This is a genomic window from Streptomyces hyderabadensis, from assembly GCF_020404845.1.
Taxonomy (GTDB): Bacteria; Actinomycetota; Actinomycetes; order Streptomycetales; family Streptomycetaceae; genus Streptomyces; species Streptomyces hyderabadensis.
The window spans coordinates 152847-171275 of record NZ_JAIOJZ010000003.1 but is presented as its reverse complement, the minus strand read 5'-3'; the positions used below and the strand labels follow the sequence as shown (position 1 = coordinate 171275).

Annotated in this window: 10 protein-coding genes and 1 tRNA gene; 2 read left to right on the top strand and 9 right to left on the bottom strand. The window is 70.7% G+C overall.

The annotated features are described in order from the left end of the window. Positions 1 to 221 precede the first annotated feature (221 nt). Complete coding sequence (locus tag K7854_RS04340; RefSeq protein WP_226025000.1) at positions 222 to 4754, top strand: nSTAND1 domain-containing NTPase; 4533 nt, start codon at positions 222 to 224, stop codon at positions 4752 to 4754. Between the two features lie 237 nt (positions 4755 to 4991). On the opposite strand, the gene K7854_RS04335 is transcribed toward K7854_RS04340, so the two are convergent. The 9 genes from K7854_RS04335 to dnaA all read right to left on the bottom strand — a co-directional run bounded on the left by K7854_RS04335 (position 4992) and on the right by dnaA (position 17893). Then, a tRNA-Ile gene (locus K7854_RS04335) sits at positions 4992 to 5068 on the bottom strand. Positions 5069 to 5168: 100 nt separating this feature from the next. Then, positions 5169 to 5894: a DUF3566 domain-containing protein gene (locus tag K7854_RS04330; RefSeq protein WP_226024999.1), complete on the bottom strand. Its 726-nt coding sequence runs from the start codon at positions 5892 to 5894 to the stop codon at positions 5169 to 5171. Positions 5895 to 5912: 18 nt separating this feature from the next. Then, on the bottom strand, positions 5913 to 8507 hold the full coding sequence (gene gyrA, locus K7854_RS04325) for a DNA gyrase subunit A (protein ID WP_226024998.1): 2595 nt from the start codon (positions 8505 to 8507) through the stop codon (positions 5913 to 5915). Between the two features lie 42 nt (positions 8508 to 8549). Continuing rightward, a complete protein-coding gene (gyrB, locus tag K7854_RS04320) occupies positions 8550 to 10610 on the bottom strand; it encodes a DNA topoisomerase (ATP-hydrolyzing) subunit B (protein WP_226024997.1) in 2061 nt (686 codons plus the stop codon). A 434-nt stretch (positions 10611 to 11044) separates the two neighbouring features. After that, positions 11045 to 11617 (bottom strand): DciA family protein, encoded by a 573-nt coding sequence (locus K7854_RS04315; RefSeq protein WP_226024996.1) that lies wholly within the window; start codon positions 11615 to 11617, stop codon positions 11045 to 11047. Continuing rightward, entirely contained in the window at positions 11614 to 12735 is a 1122-nt protein-coding gene (recF, locus tag K7854_RS04310; RefSeq protein WP_226024995.1) for a DNA replication/repair protein RecF, read from the bottom strand. The genes K7854_RS04315 and recF overlap by 4 nt, the downstream gene beginning before the upstream one ends. A 32-nt stretch (positions 12736 to 12767) precedes the next feature. Further along, positions 12768 to 13643, bottom strand: coding sequence for a phosphogluconate dehydrogenase (NAD(+)-dependent, decarboxylating) (gene gnd / locus K7854_RS04305; protein WP_226024994.1), 876 nt, complete (start codon positions 13641 to 13643; stop codon positions 12768 to 12770). Positions 13644 to 13862: 219 nt separating this feature from the next. After that, on the bottom strand, positions 13863 to 14993 hold the full coding sequence (gene dnaN, locus K7854_RS04300; RefSeq protein ID WP_121748020.1) for a DNA polymerase III subunit beta: 1131 nt from the start codon (positions 14991 to 14993) through the stop codon (positions 13863 to 13865). Between the two features lie 923 nt (positions 14994 to 15916). Beyond that, positions 15917 to 17893, bottom strand: coding sequence for a chromosomal replication initiator protein DnaA (gene dnaA / locus K7854_RS04295; protein ID WP_226024993.1), 1977 nt, complete (start codon positions 17891 to 17893; stop codon positions 15917 to 15919). Between the two features lie 377 nt (positions 17894 to 18270). Here dnaA and rpmH point away from each other — a divergent pair, with 377 nt between their 5' ends. Then, the gene (gene rpmH, locus K7854_RS04290; RefSeq protein WP_003975051.1) at positions 18271 to 18408 is read left to right on the top strand and encodes a 50S ribosomal protein L34; all 138 of its coding nucleotides are present in this window, start codon (positions 18271 to 18273) and stop codon (positions 18406 to 18408) included. Positions 18409 to 18429 lie beyond the last annotated feature (21 nt).

Sequence of the window (18429 nt, the reverse complement as noted above, 5' to 3'; positions counted from 1 at the left end):
CGAAAGCTGACCGAGAACATGCGGCCTCATGGTGTGGCTGTCCAAGTGCTGAGCCGCTGACCTGTCCGGGTGCCGCGGGGCTGCCTCGCCACTGCGACGCGATCCTGCCACCCGTGGTCGCCGCAGAGGAGGTTCCGGAGCCACGGCCCCCCTGTAGCCGCAGGTCAGCCGTATAGAGTGAGTTTTCCGGTCCGGACGTCCAGGTGCGGGGGAAGTAAGGAGTGGAGACCTTGAGTTTCGACTCAGGGGCACGCACGGCCTTCGCAGAACGCCTCGCACTGCTGTACAGGGAGGCCGGCAACCCTCCTCTCAAACGTGTGTCCGAGGCCGTCGTCCGGCTCCAGCGGGTCGACGAACGAGGGCGGCCCGTACGGGTCTCCGCCCAGCGGATCAGCGACTGGCGGCGGGCCAAGAACGTGCCCGCCCAGTTTCCCGCCCTCGCGGCCGTCCTGCACGTCCTCATACCCCAGGCGCGACGCGCACGGCCCGTACCGGTCTCCGCAGGCCTCTACGACCTGGCCCAGTGGCAGCGCCTGTGGGAGCGGGCGCTGGCCGACCCGACCGGTGAACGCCCGGCGCCGCCCGCGGCCGCGGAACAGGCCCCGGCCGAGGCTCCGCCGGCCACCGGCGGGATCTGCCCCTACCGTGGCCTGGCCGCCTACCGGCGGCAGGACGCCGACTGGTTCTTCGGCCGGGAGCGGAGCACCCGGGCGCTGGTCGCCCAGCTCCACGCGACGCGGGAGACCGGCGGCCTGGTCATGCTCGTGGGCGCCTCCGGGGCGGGGAAGTCCTCCCTGCTGAACGCCGGCCTGGTACCCGCGCTGCGCACCGGTACGCCGGGCGCCTGGGACTCGCCGCCCGGACGGGTGCTCCACCTCGTGCCGGGGGCCGACCCGCTCGGCGAGCTGACCCGCCTGGTACCGCAGCTCGCGCCCGTCGTCGCCGCCATAAGGGAGGCGGCGGCCCGGGAGACGCCGGCCCCGGAGCCGGGCTCCCCCGAGGACCGGACCACGGGCGACCCACGCACGGAGGACGCGGCCAGGGCCGCCTTCGCGGAGTGGGCGGCCGGGGCGGCTGGGACAGCTGGGGCGGCTTCCCCGGAACGCCCGTCCCGACCGGGCGGAACAGGCGGAACGGTCGGAACGGGCAAACAAGATGGACCGGGTGGACCAGACAGGACGGACGGACCGGGCGATCCGAGAGGATCAGCCGGACCAGCAGTACCAGGCGGACCAGGCGAATCCCCCGGACCATCCGGCCCGGAGGGTCCGGAGGATCCGAAGAAGCCGGGCAGCGGAGATCAGGGCGACCGGACCGGCCCGGCGACGCGGACGGGCCAGAAAGGCCGGGACGACCGGGCTGGGCTGTACTCCGAGGACGCCGATCGCGCCCAGGCGGGCCGACTCGGCCGACCCGGACGGCCCGAACGGGCAGGCCTGAGCGACCAGGGGGACCGGAACCGCCACCCGAACGACCGCGACAACACCGGCAACAGCAGCAACACCAACAGCAGCGACAACAGCGACAGCAACGACGACCAGGCAACCTCCGATGCCCCCGCAGCCGCCCCTCCGGTCGTCATCGTGGACCAGTTCGAGGAGCTCTTCACCCTCTGCGCCGACGAGGCCGACCGGCGCGTGTTCATCCGGCTGCTCCAGGCCGCCTGCACCCCCGGCACCGGCGGGGACCCGCCCCCGGTGCTGGTGACCCTGGGCGTACGCGCCGACTTCTACGACCGGTGCCTGCGCTACCCCGAGCTGGCCGACGCGCTGCAGCACCGGCACATGGTGCTCGGGCCGCTGACCACCACGGAACTGCGCGAGGCGGTGACCGCTCCGGCCAGGGCCGTCGGCATGGAGCTCGAACCGGGGCTCGCCGAGCTGATCGTCCGCGAGGTGAGCACCGACGGACCGCAGGGCGCACACGACGCGGGCGTGCTGCCGCTCCTCTCCCACGCCCTGCTCGCGACCTGGCAGCGGCGCAAGGCGGGCCGGCTGACCCTGGCCGGGTACCGCGCGGCGGGCGGCATCCAGGGCGCGGTGGCCGCGACCGCCGAGCGGGCCTGGTCCGGTCTGGACCCGGCGGCCCGCACGGCCGCGCGGCTGCTGCTGCTCAGGCTGGTCCGGCTGAGCGAGGACACCCAGGCCACCCGCAGGCGCAGTACCCGGCGCCGGCTGGCCGAGGAGTCGGGGGACCCCGGCAAGACCGAGGAGTCCCTGGAAGCACTGGTGCGGGCCCGGCTGGTGACGCTCGACGCGGACACCGTGGAGATCACCCACGAGGCGCTGCTGCACGCCTGGCCCCGGCTGCGCGACTGGATCGACGAGGACCGCGCCGGGAACCTGCTGCGCCAGCGGCTGGAGGAGGACGGGCTGGCCTGGGAGGAGTCGGACCGCGACTCCGCACTGCTCTACCGGGGCTCCCGGCTGGAGCAGGCCAGCGGCTGGGCGAAGTCGGCCGGCGACACCCTGCTGACCCGCAGCGCGGTGGAGTTCCTGGCCGCCGCGGTCCGGCTGCGTCGGCGCACCGTCATGATCAGCCGGGCCGCGGTGTCGGCGCTGGTCGTCCTCGCCCTGGTGGCCGTCGGCTCGGCGGTGCTCGCCTGGCAGCAGCGCAACGACGCCGTGTTCGAGCAGGTGGTCGCCGAAGCGGACCGGGTCGAGGACACGGACCCGTCCCTGTCGGCCCAGCTCGACCTGGCCGCACACCGCCTGCGCCCGGACGACGAGGACGTCAGGAACCGGCTGATCTCGATCGTGAACGCCCCCCTGGCCACCCCGCTCCTCGGGCACACGGGCGCCGTCTACCTCACCTCGTTCAGCCCCGACGGGCGGACCCTGGCGACGGCCAGCTACGACCGGACCGTCCGGCTCTGGGACGTATCGGACCCCGCGCGGCCCAAGCAGCTGGGAAAGCCCCTCACCGGACACCGCAGCTGGGTGAGCACCGCGGTGTTCAGCCCGGACGGCCGAACGCTGGCCAGTGCCTCGGACGACGGCACGATCCGGCTCTGGGACGTGCGGGACCCCGGCCGCCCACGCCCGCTCGGCGCCCCCCTGGCCGGTCACGGCGGCACCGTCTACCTGCTCGCCTTCAGCCCGGACGGCCACACCCTGGCCTCCGCCCACGACGACCACGCCGTACGCCTGTGGGACGTGGCCGACCCGGGCCGGCCCGAGGCGCTCGACACCCTGACCGGCCCCACCGCGGCGGTGCGCTCGGTGGCGTTCAGCCCCGACGGCCACACCCTCGCCGCCGGCGGCGACGACGACAAGGTCCACCTCTGGGACGTCACCGACCCGGCCGGGGCCAAGCCCGTCGGCACACCGCTGGCCGGCCACAGCGGTCTGGTGCACTCCGTGGCCTTCAGCCCCGACGGCCGCACTGTCGCCAGCGGCAGCGCGGACGACACCGTACGGCTGTGGGACGTGACCGATCCGGCCGGGGCCAAGCCCGTCGGCGCACCGCTCACCGGGCACAGCGGACCGGTGTGGGCGGTGGCGTTCAGCCCCGACGGCGCGATGCTCGCCGCGAGCAGCGCGGACAGTACGGCGACCCTGTGGAACGTCAGCGACCCGGCCTACCCCTCACAGGTCGGCGTGCCCCTCGCCGGCGGCAGCGGGGAGATGTACGCCCTCGGCTTCAGCCCCGACGGCGACACCCTCGCCACCGGCAGCGGCGACAGCAAGGTCCGGCTGTGGTCGCTGCCGACGTCGGACATGATCGGCCGTATCGGGGCCTTCCGCCCGGACGGGCAGGTACTGGCCACCGCGGCCCGCGACGGCCGCGTCCGGCTGTGGAACGTGGCCGACCCCGCCCGGCCCGCGTCGCTGAGCGCCCCCTTCCGGCCGGGGGAGGGGGACATCCGGTCCCTGGTGTTCTCCCCGGACGGCAGGACGCTCGCGGTGCTCGTGGGGGGCCGCGCGCTGCAACTGTGGGACGTCGCGGACCCGGCCCGGCCCAAGGCCCACGGACCGCCCGTGGCACTGCGCACCCGGTACGCGGGCCCCGACACGCTGGCGTTCAGCCCCGACGGCCGCACGCTGGCCACGGCCCACGACGACCGCACCATCCAACTGTGGAACGCCGCCGACCCGTCCCACCCCCGTCGGCTGGGCAAGCCGCTCTCCGGACACACGGGGTACGTCAACACCCTCGCGTTCAGCCCGGACGGCCGCACCCTCGCCAGCGGCGGCGCCGACGACGCCGTACGCCTCTGGGACGTCACCGACCCCGCGCACGCCACTCGTCTCGGGGCGCCCCGTACCGGGCACCTCGGCCCCGTCAACGTCCTCGCCTACAGCCCGGACGGCCGCACGCTGGCCAGCGGCAGCGACGACGGCACGGTCCGGCTCTGGGACACCGGCGGGCCGGGCGGGACGTCGGGGCCGGAGGCCACGCTCGCGGGGCACACCGACTCGGTGGTGTCGCTGACGTTCGGCCGGGACGGCACCACGCTGGCCAGCGGCGCCAACGACAACACGGTGCGGCTGTGGAGCGTCACCGACCCCGCCGAGGCCGCCCCCATCGGCCAGGCGATGAGTCCCAACGCCAAGACGGGCAGCTTCCTGTCCTTCAGCCCCGTCCGCCACATGCTCGGGGTCTCCAGCGGCACGGACACCGTCCGGCTGTGGAGCCTGGGCGTGGACGATGCCATCGACCGCATCTGCTCGGCCACCCGGGGTGTGCTGACCGAGGAGAAGTGGCACGAGTACCTGCCGCGCCTGGACTACGAGCCGCCGTGCGACCGGTGACACCACCAAGCACGTGATCCCTGTCACATCCCCGACTCCCGACCGACCAGTCGGCACCCACCGGACACCCGGCCTTGTTAGCCTTGGCCACAGCCCGACCGCTGGCGCATCCCCCGTCGCCAGCGGTCGGGTCTTTTGCTGCCAACCCCACAAACCCGCGGACACCACAGACCGCGGCACGACGGACGACCCGAACGCCGAAGACCCCCAACCGCTACCGGTTGAGGGTCTTCGTGCTGGTGGGGCTAACAGGATTTGAACCTGTGGCCTCATCCTTATCAGGGATGCGCTCTAACCAACTGAGCTATAGCCCCGCCGCGCTCTGCGGTGTATGTCCCGCGCGCTGACTCCTGAAGATTAGCGCACGAGGTGGGCAGTCCCAAAATCGGTTGTCGCGGGGCCTCGGGGCGAGGATCACTCGTCCTCGGCGAGCGTCAGCTCCACCCCGCCGACGAAGCCGGCGGACAGGTTGTAGATGAACGCGCCGAGGGTGGCCAGGGCCGTCGCGAGGACGACGTCGATCACCGCGATGACCGTCGTGAACAGCAGCACGTTGGGCAGCGACAGGAAGGACTGCAGGTCGAAGCCGTTGGACTCGTTGGAGCCGGTGGCCTCGGCGATGGTGCCGCCGACCGTCGAGAAGACGCCCATGGCGTCCATGACCATCCACAGCACGGCGGACGCGACGATGGTGCAGATGCCGAGCGCGATGGAGAGCAGGAAGCTGACCTTCATCACCGACCACGGGTCGGCCTTCGACACGCGCAGCCGCGCCTTGCGCACCCGGGGCGTGGTGCGGGCGCCGGTGCGCGGGCGGCGCACGGCGGACGCGTTGCCGCCCTGGGTCTGGTAGGCCTGCGGCGGGTGGTAGGGCCCGCCGGGCTGCTGGGGCTGCCGTTCCCCCGGCAGCGGCGAGGCAGCCTGCTGAGTCCGCTGGCCTCGGGTGTCCGTCACAGTTCCCCCCTGGGATCCATGCGTTGTGGACGAGCTCCCCGAGTGCGAGTCGGTCGCTCCGTCGTCGATCTTGCGCAGTTGAGTCGTGTGCGAATCCGTCGCACGCGCGGCGGAGCCACGGCCGCCGCCGCCCGTTTCCGTACCCGTGGGGGTACCGGCCGATCCGGCGCCCGTGGCTCCGCTCACGATGACTCTCTCCTCGTGCTACTCGGCCGAGGGCGCCTCGCCCTCGTCCGTGCCGGTGGTCGCGGCACCCTCGGCGGTCTCGTCGGCGGCCACATCGCCGTCGACCTCCTCCGCCTCGCGTCCCGCCTCGGCGTTGCGTGCGATGCCGACGACGGCATCGCGCTTGCCCAGATTGATCAGTTGAACGCCCATGGTGTCACGGCCGGTCTCCCTGACCCCGTTGACTCGCGTACGAATCACACCGCCCGAGAGTGTGATGGCGAGGATCTCGTCGTGCTCCTCGACCACCAGCGCGCCCACGAGCGACCCGCGGTCCTCGACGATCTTGGCGGCCTTGATGCCGAGACCGCCGCGACCCTGGACGCGGTACTCGTCGACGGAGGTCCGCTTCGCGTAACCGCCGTCGGTGGCAGTGAACACGAACGTACCGGCTCGAACAACATTCATCGAGAGCAGCTCGTCCCCTTCGCGGAAACTCATGCCCTTGACGCCCGAGGTGGCACGCCCCATCGGACGCAGCGTGTCGTCCGACGCGGTGAACCTGATCGACTGTGCCTTCTTGCTGATCAGCAGCAGATCGTCCTCGGCGGAGACGAGTTCGGCACCGATCAGTTCGTCGTCGCTTCCGTCCGCCTGCTCCCGCAGGTTGATGGCGATGACACCGCCCGAGCGCGGCGAGTCGTAGTCCTTCAGCGGCGTCTTCTTCACCAGGCCGGCCTTCGTGGCCAGGACCAGGTACGGCACCGCCTCGTAGTCGCGGATGGCGCGGATCTGGGCGATCGTCTCGTCCGGCTGGAAGGCCAGCAGGTTCGCCACGTGCTGGCCGCGCGCGTCCCGGCCGGCGTCGGGCAGCTCGTAGGCCTTGGCGCGGTAGACGCGGCCCTTGTTGGTGAAGAACAGCAGCCAGTGGTGCGTGGTGGACACGAAGAAGTGGTTGACGATGTCGTCTTCCTTGAGCTTCGTGCCGCGCACGCCCTTGCCGCCGCGCTTCTGCGCCCGGTAGTCGTCGGTCTTGGTGCGCTTGATGTAGCCGCCACGCGTGACCGTGACGACGATGTCCTCCTCGGCGATCAGGTCCTCGATGGACATGTCGCCCTCGTACGGGATCAGCTTGGTCTTGCGGTCGTCGCCGTACTTCTCGACGAGGGCCGTCAGCTCCTCGCTGACGATCCCGCGCTGGCGGACCGGCGAGGCGAGGATCTCGTTGTACTCGTTGATCTTCGCCTGGAGTTCGTCGTGCTCCCGGACGATCTTCTGCCGCTCCAGGGCCGCGAGGCGGCGCAGCTGCATCTCCAGGATGGCGTTGGCCTGGATCTCGTCGATCTCCAGGAGGTCCATCAGGCCCCCGCGCGCGATCTCGACGGTCTCACTGCGCCGGATCAGCGCGATGACCTCGTCGATGGCGTCCAGGGCCTTCAGCAGGCCGCGCAGGATGTGCGCCCGCTCCTCGGCCTTGCGCAGCCTGAAGCGCGTACGGCGGACGATGACCTCGATCTGGTGGTTCACCCAGTGGCGGATGAACGCGTCCAGCGACAGGGTGCGCGGCACGCCGTCGACCAGGGCCAGCATGTTGGCGCCGAAGTTGGTCTGCAGGTCGGTGTGCTTGTACAGGTTGTTCAGCACGACCTTGGCGACCGCGTCCCGCTTGAGCACGATGACCAGGCGCTGGCCGGTGCGGGAGGACGTCTCGTCGCGGACGTCGGCGATGCCGCCGATCTTGCCGTCCTTGACCAGGTCGGCGATCTTCTGCGCGAGGTTGTCCGGGTTGACCTGGTAGGGCAGCTCGGTGACCACCAGGCACTGGCGGTTCTGGATCTCCTCGACCTCGACCACCGCGCGCATGGTGATCGAGCCGCGGCCGGTGCGGTAGGCCTCCTCGATGCCCTTGCGGCCCACCACCAGGGCGCCGGTCGGGAAGTCGGGACCCTTGATGCGCTCGATCAGCGCGTCCAGCAGGTCCTCGTGCGAGGCCTCGTAGTTGTCCAGGTACCACTGGGCGCCGGCCGCGACCTCGCGCAGGTTGTGCGGCGGGATGTTGGTCGCCATGCCGACCGCGATGCCCGCCGAGCCGTTGATCAGCAGGTTCGGGAAGCGGGCGGGCAGGACGGTCGGCTCCTGGGAGCGGCCGTCGTAGTTGTCCGTGAAGTCGACGGTCTCCTCGTCGATGTCGCGGACCATCTCCATCGACAGCGGCGCCATCTTGCACTCGGTGTAGCGCATGGCCGCCGCCGGATCGTTGCCCGGCGAGCCGAAGTTGCCGTTGGAGTCGACGAGCGGCATCCGCATCGACCACGGCTGGGCGAGGCGGACCAGCGCGTCGTAGATGGAGGAGTCGCCGTGCGGGTGGTAGTTGCCCATGACGTCGCCGACGACGCGGGCGCACTTGTAGAAGCCGCGCTCGGGGCGGTAGCCGCCGTCGTACATGGCGTACAGCACGCGGCGGTGCACGGGCTTGAGGCCGTCGCGCACGTCGGGCAGCGCACGCGAGACGATGACGGACATCGCGTAGTCGAGGTACGAGCGCTGCATCTCCGTCTCGAGCCCGACGGGCTCGACACGCATCGCCAGGGCGTCACCCTCGGGCGTGGTCACGGGAGTGTTCTCGTCGGTCATTGCTGGTGAAGGTCCTTCCTGGTGCGGTCAGCTGAGACCGACTCAGATGTCGAGGAAGCGGACGTCCTTGGCGTTGCGCTGGATGAACGCGCGCCGGGCCTCGACGTCCTCGCCCATCAGCACCGAGAACAGGTCGTCGGCCTGCGCGGCGTCGTCGAGCGTGACCTGGCCGAGCACCCGGTGCTCCTGGTCCATGGTCGTGATGCGCAGCTCCTCGGCGTTCATCTCGCCGAGACCCTTGAAGCGCTGCACCGAGTCCTCGCGGATGCGCTTGCCGGCCTGGCGGCCCATCTCGATCAGCGCGTCGCGCTCGCGGTCGGAGTACGCGTACTCGAAGTCGTCCCGGCCCCACTTGATCTTGTACAGCGGCGGGCGGGACAGGTACACGTGCCCGGACTCGACCAGCGGCCGCATGAAGCGGAACAGGAAGGTCAGCAGCAGGGTGTTGATGTGCTGGCCGTCGACGTCGGCGTCCGCCATCAGGATGATCTTGTGATAGCGGAGCTTCTCGATGTCGAAGTCCTCGTGCACACCGGTGCCGAACGCGGAGATCATCGCCTGGATCTCCTGGTTCTGCAGGATCCGGTCGATGCGCGCCTTCTCGACGTTGAGGATCTTGCCGCGGATCGGGAGGATCGCCTGGTACTGCGGGTTGCGGCCGGACTTGGCCGAGCCGCCGGCGGAGTCGCCCTCGACGATGAAGATCTCGCACTTGGTCGGGTCGTTCGACTGGCAGTCGGACAGCTTGCCCGGCAGCGAGGCCGACTCCAGCAGGCCCTTGCGGCGCGTCAGGTCGCGGGCCTTGCGGGCCGCCACGCGCGCGTGGGCCGCCTGGATGCCCTTGCGGATGATGTCCGCGGCCTCGTTGGGGTTGCGGTCGAGCCAGTCCGTCAGGTGCTCGTAGACGACCTTCTGGACGAAGGTCTTCACCTCGGTGTTGCCCAGCTTCGTCTTGGTCTGGCCCTCGAACTGCGGCTCGCTCAGCTTGACCGAGATGATCGCGGTCAGACCCTCGCGGATGTCGTCACCCGTGAGGTTGTCGTCCTTCTCGCGCAGCAGCTTCTTGTCCCGCGCGTACTTGTTGATCAGCGAGGTGAGCGCCGCGCGGAAGCCCTCCTCGTGGGTGCCGCCCTCGTGGGTGTGGATGATGTTGGCGAAGGAGTACACACCCTCGGTGTAGCCGCCGTTCCACTGCATGGCGACCTCGAGGGACAGGCTCTTGTCCTTGTCCTCGGCCTCCAGGTCGATCACGGTCGGGTGCACCAGCTCTCCCTTGCGGGAGTTGAGGTACGTCACGAAGTCGACGATGCCGCCCTCGTAGTGGTACGAGACGCTCTTGTCCTCGTGCTTCTCGTCCTCGCCCGCCTCGTCCGCACCGGCGGTGGCCTTCGCCGACTCGCGCTCGTCGGTGAGGTTGATCCGCAGGCCCTTGTTGAGGAAGGCCATCTCCTGGAAGCGCCGGGAGAGCGTCTCGAAGGAGTAGTCGGTGGTCTCGAAGATGTCGCCGTCGGCCCAGAAGGTGACCGACGTGCCGGTCTCCTCGGTGGCCTCGTGCCGGGCGAGCGACGCCGTGGGGACGCCCAGCTTGTACTCCTGCGTCCAGCGGTAGCCGTCGGTCTTGACCTCGACCGCGACCCGCGTGGAGAGGGCGTTGACGACGGAGACACCCACGCCGTGCAGACCACCGGAGACCGCGTAGCCGCCGCCGCCGAACTTGCCGCCCGCGTGCAGCACGGTCAGCACGACCTCGACGGCGGGCTTGCCCTCGGAGGGGACGATGCCCACCGGGATGCCACGGCCGTTGTCGACGACCCGGACTCCGCCGTCGGCGAGGATCGTCACGTCGATCGTGTCCGCGTGACCGGCCAGCGCCTCGTCGACGGAGTTGTCCACGACCTCCTGCACCAGGTGGTGCAGGCCCCGCTCACCGGTCGAACCGATGTACATACCGGGTCGCTTGCGGACCGCGTCCAGACCCTCGAGGACGGTGATGGCACTGGCGTCGTACGACGCGGAGGCATCGTCGTGCGAGGTGCTCACCGCGTCGTTCACGCCGGTGTCGGTGGACGGGTTGTTCTCGTTGGGGTTGCCGGAATCGGCCACGAAGCGCCCTTTCTGGCACAGCACGAGCCGGGCTCGTCGGCAGGTTGCCGGAGCGGCTGCGGCATGTTGCGTTGGTAAGCCTTGATCAGCGTTGCTCAGCTAGTCCCGGACGGTCCCCACGGTCGGGGCGGGATTCTCTCTCATTCTACCGGTACCACTGACACTGATGGGGGTTTGCCGGTACCTGAGTCCGCATGTGCCGCCCTGAACGAGCCTTGTCCGACTCCCGATATGCGGATGGGGGCCTCAAGAGGCTCACAACGGCACTCAGCGCTTCGAGGCGTCAACCCTTTGCTACTTGGGAGTCAGATCCCGCTCCGACGCCCCGCACGGGGGTACGGCGCGGCACGCCCCGGCCGTTCAGTCCGACCGGCGGCGCCCTTTTTTGTGAGGTACATCACGCACGCCTGACGGGGTGCCAGACCGCCCGCGGATCACCCGTAGGTGTCGCCGGGGCCCTGGCTGCCGGGCGCCCGCAACGGCCCGTACCGCCGGCCCGGACCGGCCGGACCACCGGGTCCGAGGACCTTGATCAGCCGCACCGACCCGTGCCCCAGGTCCTCGTTGAGCCGGGCCACCAGCGTCGGAGCGAGCAGCCGCAGGTTCGTCGCCCACGCCGTCGAGTCGCAGCGCACCACCAGCACCCGCTCGTCCTCGTCGTAGCGCTCCGGCACGCAGTGCTTCGCCACGTCCTCACCGACGATCTGCGGCCAGCGGCCCATCACCCCGCCCACCGCCGCCGGCGTCTCCCAGCCGCGCTCGGTGATCAGCCGGTTGATCGCGGAACCCAGCGCCATGGGGTCGCGGCCGTCGGCCCGCGCCCCGGAGCGCAGGCCCCCGCGCCGCGCCTGCTTCTTCTGCTGGGCCGCGTCCCCACGCGCTCGTGCCGCCTCCCGAGCCGCCCTGAGCGCCACGCGCGCGAGGTCGACGCCGGACGGCTCCCGGCCGCCGCTCCCGCGCTCGCCGGGGGACTGTCCGGGTCCCGGTTCCGGTGCCTCGGCGCTCATCCGCGCTCCACCGTCCCCTCCGCCACCGTGAACCGCGCCCCCGCCAGCACATGCGGTACGTCGTCGTCGACCGCGGCCGTCACCAGCACCTGCTCCCCGGGCGCCACCAGCTCGGCCAGCCGCTCCCGGCGCCGCGCGTCCAGCTCGGCGAAGACGTCGTCCAGCACCAGCACCGGCTCGTTGCCCTCCGCCCGCAACAGGTCGAACGAGGCCAGCCGCAGGGCCAGCGCGTACGACCACGACTCGCCGTGGGAGGCGTACCCCTTGGCGGGCAGGGAGCCGAGCTTGAGCAGCAGGTCGTCCCGGTGCGGGCCGACCAGGGTGACGCCCCGCTCGATCTCCTGCTTGCGCGCCTCGGCGAGCGCCGCCATCAGCTGCTCGTACAGGTCCTCGCGCGTGTGCGCCTCGCCGGGCGCCGACGGCTTGTACTCCAGGGCGAGGGGGCCGCCGCCCGGGGCCAGCTGCTCGTACGCCTTGTCGGCCAGCGGCTGCACGGCCGCGATCAGGTCCAGGCGCTGGGCGAGCAGCTCGGCGCCCGCGCGCGCGAGGTGCTGGTCCCAGACGTCGAGCGTGGACAGGTCCAGCGTGCGGCCGCCGTGCCGGCGGGCCAGCGCGGCCGACTTCAGCAGGGTGTTGCGCTGCTTGAGGACCCGGTCGTAGTCGGAGCGCACCCCGGCCATCCGCGGGGAGCGGGCGGTGATCAGCTCGTCCAGGAACCGGCGCCGCTCGCCGGGGTCGCCCTTGACCAGGGCGAGGTCCTCTGGCGCGAACAGCACGGTGCGCACGATGCCCAGGACGTCACGCGGTCTGACCTGCGAGGACCTGTTGATGCGGGCGCGATTGGCCTTGCCCGGGTTCAGCTCCAGCTCGATCAGCTGCTGCCGCTCGCCCTGCCGGACCTGGGCGCGGATCACGGCACGCTCGGCGCCCATGCGCACCAGAGGGGCGTCGGAGGAGACCCGGTGGCTGCCGAGGGTGGCGAGGTAGCCGACAGCCTCGACCAGGTTCGTCTTGCCCTGCCCGTTCGGGCCGACGAAGGCGGTGACGCCCGGGTCCAGGGGCACCTCGACCCGGGCGTACGAACGGAAGTCGGCCAGCGACAGATGCGTGACGTGCATGGTCGTGCGCCGACCTCCCCAACTGGTGGTGCTTACTTCTTCTCGACCGCGTGGCCGCCGAACTGGTTCCGCAGCGCGGCGATCATCTTCATCTGCGGCGAGTCGTCCTGCCGGGACGCGAACCGCGCGAAGAGGGAGGCCGTGATCGCGGGCAGCGGCACCGCGTTGTCGATCGCCGCCTCCACAGTCCAGCGTCCCTCACCGGAGTCCTGTGCATAACCCCGGAGCCCGTCCAGGTGCTCGTCGTCGTCGAGCGCGTTGACCGCGAGGTCGAGCAGCCAGGAACGGATCACCGTGCCCTCCTGCCAGGACCGGAAGACCTCGCGGACGTTCTCCACGGAGTCGACCTTCTCCAGCAGCTCCCAGCCCTCGGCGTAGGCCTGCATCATCGCGTACTCGATGCCGTTGTGGACCATCTTCGCGAAGTGGCCCGCGCCGACCCTGCCGGCGTGCACGGCGCCGAAGTCGCCCTCGGGCTTGAGGGCGTCGAAGACCGGCTGCACCCGGGCGACGTGCTCGGCGTCGCCGCCGTACATCAGCGCATAGCCGTTCTCCAGGCCCCACACGCCGCCGGAGACGCCGCAGTCGACGAAGCCTATGCCCTTGGCCGCCAGCTCCTCGGCGTGCTTCTCGTCGTCCGTCCAGCGGGAGTTGCCGCCGTCCACCACGACGTCGCCGGGCTCCAGCAGCTCGCCGAGCCGGTCGACGGTGGCCTGGGTGGCCTCGCCGGCCGGGACCATCACCCACACCACGCGCGGGGCGCTGAGCTTGCCCACGAGCTCTTCCAGGCTGTGGACGTCGGCGAGGTCCGGATTGCGGTCGTATCCGACGACGGTGTGGCCCGCGCGGCGGATCCGCTCGCGCATGTTGCCGCCCATCTTGCCGAGGCCGACGAGACCGAGCTCCATCAGTTGCGTTCCTTAGGTGTGCGAGGTGGCAAGGCGGCACCTCCGAACCCGCCGGATGGGTGCCGCGGCACTTTCGTACCCGCGTCGAGCCTAAACCCGCACGCCCGTGCACAGCTGTGGGCATACGCGCTCAGACGTATGCCCCCACCTGCGGGTTCTTCCCCACCCTGTGGACGGCCACCGACGGCGCCACCGGCCGACGGGCGACGGCCTGCGGGCTCAGCCGCTCAGCCGCACCGGCATGATCAGGTACTTGTAGGCCTCGTCCGCCTCGGCGTCCACCGCGGGCTTGCCACTGAGCAGGGCCGGCTTCGTGGACGTCGTGAAGGAGAGCTGGGCGACCGGGGAGTCGATCGCGCTCAGACCGTCCAGCAGGAAGGTCGGGTTGAAGGCGATCGAGATGTCGTCGCCCTCCAGCTGGGCGTCGACCCTTTCCACAGCCTGTGCGTCGTCGCTGGAGCCGGCCTCCAGGATGAGCACGCCCTGCTCGAAGCTGAGCCGCACCGGGGTGTTGCGCTCGGCGACCAGGGCCACGCGCTTGACGGCCTCCACGAAGGGGGCGGTCTCGATCACCGCGACGCTGTTGAACTCCGTCGGGAACAGCGTCTTGTACTTCGGGAGGTCGCCCTCCAGCAGCCGCGTGGTCGTCCGGCGGCCCGCGCCCTCGAAACCGATCAGGCCCTCGCCCGCGCCCGAGCCGGACAGCGCCAGGATCACCTGGTCACCGCTGGTCAGCGCCTTGGCGGTGTCCTGGAGCGTCTTGGCGGGCACCAGGGCGACCGCGGAGACCTCCGGGTTCTCCGGCTTCCACAGGAACTCGCGGACCGCGAAGCGGTAGCGGTCGGTGGAGGCCAGGGTCACCGAGTCGCCCTCGATCTCGATGCGCACACCGGTCAGGACGGGCAGCGTGTCGTCGCGGCCCGCGGCGATGGCCACCTGCTGCACGGCCGAGGCGAAGACCTCGCCGGGGACCGTGCCGGTCGCCTCCGGCATCTGCGGCAGCGCCGGGTACTCCTCCACCGGCAGGGTGTGGAGGGTGAAGCGCGAGGAGCCGCAGACCACCGTCGCCCGTACACCGTCTGTGGAAATCTCCACCGGACGGTTGGGGAGGGCGCGGGAGATGTCCGCGAGCAGCCGGCCCGAGACGAGGACCGTGCCCTCCTCCTCGATCTCCGCCTCCACGGACACCCGCGCCGAGACCTCGTAGTCGAAGCTGGACAGGCTCAGCTGCCCCTCCTCGGCCTTCAGCAGCAGGCCCGCGAGGACCGGCGCCGGCGGACGGGCCGGGAGGCTGCGGGCCGCCCAGGCCACTGCCTCCGCGAGTACGTCGCGTTCCACCCGGATCTTCACTGTTGCCGCCTCCTGCTGTTGCCGGCGCTGCTCGCCCTGCTTCGCCTTCGTCGTCTGACCGGTGTCGTCCGCCGCTGTGAGGGGCAGAACACCGGGGACCAGTCTGACGCACCCCACTGACAGTAGGTGCCCTTCGGGGTCAAGTCGTGACGAGGGGCGGTCGGGCTCGAGAGGGCGAGTTGTGCACAGGACCCGCTTCGAAACGAATTCCGCTCTCTCTCTGGTCGTCAGTAGTAGTAGGGCCTGTGGATACCGTGGATAACCTCGTTTGCCCAGGTCAGACCGGAAATTTTGTCCACGGGGCCTGTGGGCGGAGCCGGTGGACAACCGGGCCCTTCTGTGGAGAACGGAAAGTTCTGCACACACCGTGCACAGGGAGAGGCGACTTCTCCCCAACGCCGTCCCCAGCTTTACCCACGTTTCCCACAGCCCAACCAGGCAGCTTGGTGTGACGCCTTTCACTCGACGCGGTGACAGGGCGCGTCACGTTGCCGAACAGTGGACAGGCATGTGGAGAAGCTGGGGATCGCTGGGGACAACCCCGTCCTGCCTGTGGGTTGTCCGTGGACAACTGGATGCACAGCCTGTGGATCATTTCTTCGTCCACAGCCTGTGGAGATCGTTCGTCCACGAATCCACAGGGAGCTGACCTGCCCTGATGATCCCTCAACAGCCTGGCCTGTGGACAGGATCGGGACAACTTCCCAGTCCCCAAGGTGTGGACGGAAAAAAGTGGCCCAATCTGTGGAGGACGCCCGTAACCAGGCGGGTATTCGAACACCGGCCAGGACAGCTGTGCGGGCCCGTGAGCCCGCGCGAGCCTCCCGTGAGCCCGCGCGAGCCTGCGGAGGGCGGGCCGGGCCATGCGAAAGGCGCCCCCGGGGAGTCCCGGAGGCGCCTCGTGGGCCGGTGCCCGGCGTCCGTCAGCCGTTCTTGATGCGGTTGGTCAGCTCGGTCACCTGGTTGTAGATCGAGCGCCGCTCGGCCATCAGATTGCGGATCTTGCGGTCGGCGTGCATCACCGTGGTGTGGTCCCGCCCGCCGAACAGCGCGCCGATCTTCGGCAGCGAGAGGTCCGTCAGCTCGCGGCACAGGTACATGGCGATCTGGCGGGCCGTCACCAGCGCCCGCCCGCGCGAGGTGCCGCACAGGTCCTCGACGGTGAGGCCGAAGTAGTCCGCGGTCGCGCCCATGATGGCCGTGGAGGTGATCTCGGGGGCCGAGTCCTCGCCCCCGGGGATCAGGTCCTTGAGGACGATCTCGGTGAGGCCCAGGTCCACCGGCTGCCGGTTGAGCGACGCGAACGCCGTCACCCGGATCAGCGCCCCCTCCAGCTCGCGGATGTTGCGCGAGATCCGCGAGGCGATGAACTCCAGTACCTCCGGCGGGGCGTTGAGCTGCTCCTGGACCGCCTTCTTGCGCAGGATCGCGATGCGCGTCTCCAGCTCCGGCGGCTGGACGTCGGTGATCAGGCCCCACTCGAAACGGTTCCGCAGCCGGTCCTCCAGCGTCACCAGCTGCTTGGGCGGCCGGTCGCTGGAGAGCACGATCTGCTTGTTGGCGTTGTGCAGGGTGTTGAAGGTGTGGAAGAACTCCTCCTGCGTCGACTCCTTGTCCGCGAGGAACTGGATGTCGTCGACGAGCAGGATGTCCATCTCGCGGTAGCGCTTGCGGAAGCTGTCGCCCTTGCCGTCGCGGATGGAGTTGATGAACTCGTTGGTGAACTCCTCCGAGCTGACGTAGCGCACGCGCGTGCCCGGGTAGAGGCTGCGCGCGTAGTGCCCGATGGCGTGCAGCAGGTGGGTCTTGCCGAGTCCCGACTCCCCGTAGATGAAGAGGGGGTTGTAGGCCTTGGCGGGCGCTTCGGCGACGGCGACGGCCGCCGCGTGGGCGAAGCGGTTGGAGGCGCCGATGACGAAGGTGTCGAAGAGGTACTTCGGGTTCAGGCGCGCGGTCGGCTCGCCTGGACCGGTCGCCGGCGCGGGCTGCGCGGCCAGCGGTCCGGGCGCCCCGGTGGCCGGACCGGGGCCGACGGGACCGCCGCGGTGGACGTGCCCGGAGCCGGCCGGGGGCTCGGGCAGCTCACGGCGCGGGCCGCGCTGCTCGTAGTCGCCGCGCTGCTGGTCGTAGTCCCCGCGCGGGGAGTCGTAGTCGCCCCGGGACTGCTCGTACTCGCCGCGGGGCTTGTCGTAGTCGCTCCTGGACTGCTCGTAGTCGCCGCGCTGGCTGTCGTACGCGGGGCGCTCCGGGGGCTGCGGCCGGTAGTCCTGCTGGTACGGGGTGTGCGATTCGTGCGAGTACGGCGGAGGCGGCGGCTCCTGGCCGTACTCCTGGGACGGGGAAGCGTAGGGGTCCCGTTCCGGGAAGCCGAGGCGCTGCTGCTGCCAGCCGTAGTCGTCCTGCTGCGTGGCGCGGGGCCAGGAGCCGGGCTCGGGGCGCTGGTACTCCTGCGGGTAGGCGGGCCGGGCGGTGGGGAGCTGGTCGGCGCGGTTGCGGCCGTACCCCTCGTACTCGTCGCGGTACTCCTCGCGGCCGCCCGGTCCCGGGGCGGGCAGCTCGGGCTCCTCGTAGCGGGGCTGGGGGCGGGAGGGCGCCGCCTGGGGAGCGGGGCCGGCCGGTTCGCCCGCGGTGTCGTCGACGGTGATCGCGATGCGGATCGGGCGCCCGCACTCGCGGCTCAGGGTCTCGCTGACGATCGGCGCGAGGCGGCCCTCCAGTACGCCCTTCGCAAATTCGTTCGGTACGGCGAGCAGGGCGGTGTCCGCGACCAGCGCGAGCGGCTGGCAGCGGCGGATCCAGTGCTCGTCCTTCGACTCGACGCCCTGCCCGCGGCCCTCTCCGAGAAGTTGCTCCAGTACGCGTGGCCACACTGCGGCAAGATCGGCAGGTACGTCAGCCACAGGGCACGCTCTCTCATGAGTCCCTCGAAGGTGTGATTCGGGGACGGGTCGGGGTGAAACTCGGGCGGGGCAGGGATAAGGGAACGAATCGGAGTCCAGTCACGGTAGTCAGCGCGACGGGTAGGGTTCAAGTTGTTGTCCCCAGCCTGTGGACAAGTGTCTCCCGGCTGCCGCTGGTTTGACCGAATGGCGCAGTCGCACGTACCGTAACCAAGTCGAGTTGTCGATGGCTGCTGCCGCCTGCCTCCGATGGGCACAGGTCACGTCCAAGGTGATCGAAAAGCGGTGCACTCGGGCGTAACGCGAGCTACTCGTGGGCGCACGGTGACAGCCAGGACGGCACCCCGCCAACACCCGATTCTTTCTGGAGCCCCCGAGTGAGCAAGCGCACCTTCCAGCCGAACAACCGTCGCCGCGCGAAGACCCACGGCTTCCGGCTGCGTATGCGTACCCGTGCCGGCCGCGCGATTCTCGCGACCCGCCGCAGCAAGGGTCGCGCCCGTCTGTCCGCCTGATCCCGGTCAGGTCATGACATC

Excerpts from the sequence above, each read along its gene's own strand:
- gyrA (WP_226024998.1), bottom strand. The coding sequence starts at position 8,507 with ATGACCGACGAGAACACTCCCGTGACCACGCCCGAGGGTGACGCCCTG.
- K7854_RS04315 (WP_226024996.1), bottom strand. The coding sequence starts at position 11,617 with ATGAGCGCCGAGGCACCGGAACCGGGACCCGGACAGTCCCCCGGCGAG.
- recF (WP_226024995.1), bottom strand. The coding sequence starts at position 12,735 with ATGCACGTCACGCATCTGTCGCTGGCCGACTTCCGTTCGTACGCCCGG.
- gnd (WP_226024994.1), bottom strand. The coding sequence starts at position 13,643 with ATGGAGCTCGGTCTCGTCGGCCTCGGCAAGATGGGCGGCAACATGCGC.